The sequence below is a fragment of the Halochromatium sp. genome, assembly GCF_046541315.1.
Classification (GTDB): Bacteria; Pseudomonadota; Gammaproteobacteria; order Chromatiales; family Chromatiaceae; genus Lamprobacter.
Genome location: NZ_JBKHDN010000280.1, coordinates 1 through 2,868, shown reverse-complemented (window position 1 = coordinate 2,868; position 2,868 = coordinate 1). Strand labels below are relative to the sequence as shown.

Sequence of the window (2,868 nt, the reverse complement as noted above, 5' to 3'; positions counted from 1 at the left end):
TGCATTATGACGGTTCGCCGCGCTTTCGGCGAGCCCGAGCGAGTGGCCCGAGCCGGCCAATCGGGTCTTGGTCGGGTCTTGCGCGCGCACTTTGGACGCGCTCATGTTCGCCCATATATGGGGGAGCCAGACACCAGAACCAGCGACCGCCGGAGCATCGCACGATGCGCAGTCCCTTTCTACAGCGTTTCCCCGACCTGCCTGATGTGTTGCCGATCTTTCCGCTGAGCGGCACCGTGGTGATGCCAGGCGTGCAACTGCCGCTGAATATCTTCGAGCCGCGCTACTTGACGATGGTGCAGGCGGCCTTGGCGAGCGATCACCTGCTCGGCATGGTACAGCCCCGCGCGCGCGAGGCGGATGATCCGCGCGACCTCCATCGGGTCGGCTGCGCCGGGCGCATCACCTCCTACAGCGAGACCAACGATGGGCGCATCGTGTTGGTCCTGACCGGACTCTGCCGCTTCCGGATCCTGGAGGAATTGCCGACGCAGGAGGGCTTTCGCCGCGTCAGGCCGCAGTGGCAAGGCTTCGCGCTGGACCTCGAGGACGACGAGGCGGGCCTGAGCGAGCGCGACCGCTTCATGGGTTCGCTGCGCGCCTTCTGCGAGCAGCGCGGCGTCGAGATCCCCTGGGACGACATCGGCAAGATGGCCGATGCCGACCTGATCAATCTCCTCTGCGCCCACCTGCCGCTCGAGGCCGCGGACAAGCAGGCCCTGATCGAGACGGTTCAGCTCGACGCGCGCGCGTCGCTGATGCGCGGGCTGATGGAGATGTCCGCGCATGCGGTCCGCCAGGGATTCGAGCAGCGGCACTGAACGCGGTGCGCTGAACGATGCGCCGCGCGCGAGCCCTTGAAATCCGCGCGCGCGAAGGCACTAGCTAGGGCAGCGAGTTCAATCAACATGAGGAATCCACCATGGCAGTCACCCTGACCGACGCGGCCGCGAGCCATGTCAATAAGATGCTCCAACAACGCGGCCATGGTGTCGGCCTTCGCATCGGCACCAAAAAGAGTGGCTGTACCGGCTTCGCCTATGTGGTCGACTATGCCGACGACTGCGCCGAGGGCGACCATATCTTCGAGAGCCATGGCGTCAAGGTCGTGATCGACCAAGGTAGCCTGCCGCGCCTCGATGGCATGGAAGTCGACTTCGTCAAATCCAGCCTGCTCAACGAGGGCTTCGAGTTCCGCAATCCCAACGTCAAGGACGCCTGCGGTTGCGGCGAGTCGTTCAGCGTTTGAGCCCGACAGCGGGAATCCAGCCTCATGGCCGACGAATCGATCCAAGACATCATCGAGACCTTCGACCTGCTCGGCGACTGGGATCAGCGCTATCAGTACTTGGTCGAGATCGGTGAGCGCCTGCCGGCCATGGACCCGGCCGACAAGACCGACGCCAACCGCGTGATGGAGTGCATGAGCACCGTGCATGTGATGGCCAAGCCCGAGGGCGAGCGGCTGCGTTTCGAGGGCGATTGCGACACCGCGATCATCAAGGGCGTGGTCGCGCTCCTGGTCGGACTGTTCTCGGGCAAGACCGCGGCCGAGATCGAGGCGCTGGATGTCGATGCGTTGTTCGCCGGCTTGCAGCTTGAGGAACACCTGAGCCCGAACCGGCACGTCGGCGTCTACGCGATCGTCAATCGGATGAAGGCGCAGGCCGCGCGCGCTGCGGCCTGAGTCGCATCCAGCCGGCAAGCGTCTGGCCTGGCGCCGAGCCGGCCATCCTGGTCGATGTACAGCCCGGCGGTGCGGCCCCTTTGGGCGCCGCGGCGGTCAAAGCTCGCTCCACATGCGCACCAGGTTGGCATAGCTGCGATCGACCCAGCCGGTATGCTCGGCGCCCGGCGCCTCCTGCAACAACAGCTCGCGCGCCTGGTTGAGTTCGTAGAGCAATTCGCGCCGGGCCGGGTCGCGCACATAGCTCTGGATCCAGGTCAGCGCCACCAGGCGCTCGCCGCGCGTGACCTCGGCGACCTGATGCAGGCTCGAAGCGGGATAGACCACCGCATCGCCCGCGGGCAGCTTGACGCGCTGAGCGCCGAACGGGGTGTGCATCAGTAGCTCGCCGCCGTCGTAGGCCTGCGGTTCATTGAGAAACAGCGTCATCGAGACATCGCTGCGAAAGCGCGGCCCGCTGCTGCCCATGATCGGATCATCGACATGGTCGCCATAGGTCATGCCGGGCCGATAACGGGCGAAGATGGGGTCGGCGACGCGGTGCGGCAGCACGCCGAAGCGAAAGCGCGCATTGTGGCCGAGACTGGCCATGAGGATGCGCACCAGCAACTGCATGCGCTCGGGTTCCTGGCGCATCTCCTCGTTGTGCTTGACCTTGGCGGCGGCGAAACCGGCGCTGAGCTTGCCATCGACGAACTCGGCGTCGGCCAGCAGCGCGCGCACCTTCTGCAGTTGGGCGGCATTCAGTAGCGCGGGAATCCTGAGAAGCATAGGGATCAACGGACGGTCAGCGAGTCGGATAGAATCAGCGCATCCTAAAGCAAGCAACCAGCGGAGGGCCGGATGATCCTCAAGGCCATCATCGACGAGCAAGTCTACACCCTGAATGTCCCGGACCCGGTGATCGCGCGGGGCGGCGACTTCTTCGCCCAGCTCGACCGCGATATGGACCAGGGCTGGCAGATGAGCCGGGAGTGGGTCGAGGCGCCGAATCGCTTGCAGCGCTGCCAGATCATTGCCGATAAGCTCCTGACCGCGCTTGAAAAGGAGAACGAGAAGCTGGGCATGCTGATGGCCGGTTATATCCTCACCCGGCTGCCGGGGGTGGAGAGCGTCGAGCTGGATGTGCAGGGCGAGGTCCAGAATAACCGATTCCGCTTCCAGGGGGCCGGAGGTCTGGG

At 65.1% G+C, this 2,868-nt stretch carries 4 protein-coding genes and 1 pseudogene; 4 read left to right on the top strand and 1 reads right to left on the bottom strand.

Going from position 1 to position 2,868, the window contains the following annotated elements; translation table 11 throughout:
- The first annotated feature begins 164 nt into the window (after window positions 1-164).
- The 3 genes from ACLFQI_RS13130 (at window position 165) to ACLFQI_RS13120 (ending at window position 1,687) form a co-directional block, all read left to right on the top strand.
- A complete protein-coding gene (locus ACLFQI_RS13130) occupies window positions 165-821 on the top strand; it encodes an LON peptidase substrate-binding domain-containing protein (protein WP_410759983.1) in 657 nt (218 codons plus the stop codon).
- Window positions 822-922: 101 nt separating this feature from the next.
- Entirely contained in the window at window positions 923-1,249 is a 327-nt protein-coding gene (locus tag ACLFQI_RS13125) for a HesB/IscA family protein (protein ID WP_410759981.1), read from the top strand.
- Between the two features lie 24 nt (window positions 1,250-1,273).
- On the top strand, window positions 1,274-1,687 hold the full coding sequence (locus tag ACLFQI_RS13120; protein ID WP_410759980.1) for a SufE family protein: 414 nt from the start codon (window positions 1,274-1,276) through the stop codon (window positions 1,685-1,687).
- 96 nt (window positions 1,688-1,783) lie between these two features.
- On the opposite strand, the gene ACLFQI_RS13115 is transcribed toward ACLFQI_RS13120, so the two are convergent.
- A complete protein-coding gene (locus ACLFQI_RS13115; RefSeq protein ID WP_410759985.1) occupies window positions 1,784-2,458 on the bottom strand; it encodes a Fe2+-dependent dioxygenase in 675 nt (224 codons plus the stop codon).
- A 72-nt stretch (window positions 2,459-2,530) separates the two neighbouring features.
- Here ACLFQI_RS13115 and ACLFQI_RS13110 point away from each other — a divergent pair.
- A pseudogene (locus tag ACLFQI_RS13110) lies at window positions 2,531-2,868 on the top strand (hypothetical protein); the annotation flags it as partial.

Excerpts from the sequence above, each read along its gene's own strand:
- ACLFQI_RS13130 (WP_410759983.1), top strand. The coding sequence starts at position 165 with ATGCGCAGTCCCTTTCTACAGCGTTTCCCCGACCTGCCTGATGTGTTG.
- ACLFQI_RS13125 (WP_410759981.1), top strand. The coding sequence starts at position 923 with ATGGCAGTCACCCTGACCGACGCGGCCGCGAGCCATGTCAATAAGATG.
- ACLFQI_RS13120 (WP_410759980.1), top strand. The coding sequence starts at position 1,274 with ATGGCCGACGAATCGATCCAAGACATCATCGAGACCTTCGACCTGCTC.
- ACLFQI_RS13115 (WP_410759985.1), bottom strand. The coding sequence starts at position 2,458 with ATGCTTCTCAGGATTCCCGCGCTACTGAATGCCGCCCAACTGCAGAAG.